The organism is Bradyrhizobium sp. BRP56 (genome assembly GCF_020194035.1).
Taxonomy (GTDB): domain Bacteria; phylum Pseudomonadota; class Alphaproteobacteria; order Rhizobiales; family Xanthobacteraceae; genus Bradyrhizobium; species Bradyrhizobium australafricanum.
Genome location: NZ_JADYVV010000156.1, coordinates 1 through 1,881, shown reverse-complemented (window position 1 = coordinate 1,881; position 1,881 = coordinate 1). Strand labels below are relative to the sequence as shown.

Sequence of the window (1,881 nt, the reverse complement as noted above, 5' to 3'; positions counted from 1 at the left end):
CAATCGGGATAGGGGGGAGCCTCGCGGCTCCGCCCCTCCCACACCACCGGACATACGGGTCCGTATCCGGCGGTTCAGTGGATTATGCGGTCTGCAGCGCCGCGACGGAAGCCAAGCCGAGTGAACTGAAGAACGCGATTGGCATGGCGATGGTGAGTGCGGGACTGTTCGCGAGCCGCCAGGGGCCATGTGGGCTTCCGGCGGTTTGCGCCGCCCGATCCCGGCCGACGCCGCGGCGTCGCAGCTCGGCAAAACGAGTGATTCCGCGCTTCCACTGCTTCCAGGCGATGGCGCGCAACCGCCGCCTGAGCCATTGATCAAGGTCGCGCAATATCGACGGGGTTTGGCAGAAGCCGAAGTAGCCGCGCCATCCGATCAGATAGACGGACAACTCCTTGACAATCTGCGCAAGGCTTCGGCCGCGCGTGCGCCGTGTCAGCTCCCGAACTTTCGCCTTGAAGCGGGCGAGCGCCTGCGGCGCAATGCGCCGCCGCGGTGCTGTCCCGCCGGTGAAGCTGAAGCCCAGGAACTTGCGAACGCTCGGTTTGGCGACCGCGCTCTTGGCCTTGTTGACCTTGAGCTTGAGGCGCTTTTCGAGGAACTTCTCGATGCCGGCCAGCACCCGTTCGCCCGCTCGCTGACTGCGCACATAGATGTTGCAGTCATCGGCATAACGCACAAAGCGGTGGCCGCGCTTCTCCAGTTCCTTGTCCAGCACATCCAGCATCAGATTCGACAACAGCGGCGAGAGCGGACCGCCTTGCGGCGTGCCCTCTTCCGTCGGGCTGACCACCCCTCCCTCCATCACCCCCGCATTCAGGAATCCGCGGATGAGCTTCAGAAGGCGCTTGTCAGTCACCCGTTTGGCGACCAGCCCCATCAGGACGTCGTGGTTGACCCGGTCGAAGAACTTTTCCAAGTCGATGTCCACGACGACGGCGTGCCCGGACGCGATATACGCCTGCGCCCGTTCCACCGCCTGATGCGCCGAGCGGGTCGGCCGGAAGCCGAAGCTCGTCTCGGAGAACGTCCCATCCCAATCCGCCTGCAGCACCTGCATCACCGCCTGCTGGATGACGCGGTCGAGCACCGTCGGGATGCCGAGCGGCCGCAGGCCGCCCGACGCCTTCGGTATCTCGACCCGCCGCACCGGCTGCGGCTTGTAGGTGCCGTCAAGCAGTTGAGCTCGGATCGCGAGCCAGTGCTCTTTCAGGTGGGCCGGCAGTTCGTTGACGGTCATCCCATCGACGCCTGCCGCGCCCTTGTTGCGCTTCACTTGCGCCAACGCTTTCTTCAGATTCTCACGCTCGACCACTGCTTCCATCGACAGCCCTGCGACCGCCGGGCGTTCAAGACTGGCCGTCGCCGCGCTTGCTTCGGTCTCTCGGACGGCGGCGCTTTGGGCTTCACCCTTCGCTCCGGTGTCCGAGTTCAGCTCAACCTGATTCTTCTGCCGCATGGCTCGCGCGAGATCGACCGCTCTACTAACCACTTCCACCGTTCGGGCCTTCGGCGGCGCGCTGCCGCCTACTATGCCCTCGGCTGACTTCTGCGCTGCGGTCAGGCCGCCTTGCGACGACCTCAGTCCCGTTGCCGGGACACAGCGCAGACCTCCCGAGGTAAGACCGACCGCCTTCGCCGCACGCCCGCCGGATTTACCACCCCGACCCTTGATGACCTTGGACTTCGCGACCGTTTGCTCGCTCGTCCGGCCGGGTAGGCCTCGTTATCCGGTTCTTGTCCATCGGGCCGCGGCTTTGCTCCACGCTTTCTTCAGACCCCACCTCGCGATGATGCCCTTGCGCTTCGCTAACCCTTCGCCGCCATCAGGCTGGGTAGAGGACTTCCACCTCCAAGCTGTCGTTCATACTCGGCACACAA

1 protein-coding gene is annotated in these 1,881 nt (G+C 64.9%); it reads right to left on the bottom strand.

Annotated elements, in window-relative coordinates:
• Positions 1-82: 82 nt before the first annotated feature.
• Complete coding sequence (gene ltrA, locus I6F38_RS43100; RefSeq protein ID WP_225164672.1) at positions 83-1,459, bottom strand: group II intron reverse transcriptase/maturase; 1,377 nt, start codon at positions 1,457-1,459, stop codon at positions 83-85.
• Positions 1,460-1,881 lie beyond the last annotated feature (422 nt).

Excerpts from the sequence above, each read along its gene's own strand:
- ltrA (WP_225164672.1), bottom strand. The coding sequence starts at position 1,459 with ATGCGGCAGAAGAATCAGGTTGAGCTGAACTCGGACACCGGAGCGAAG.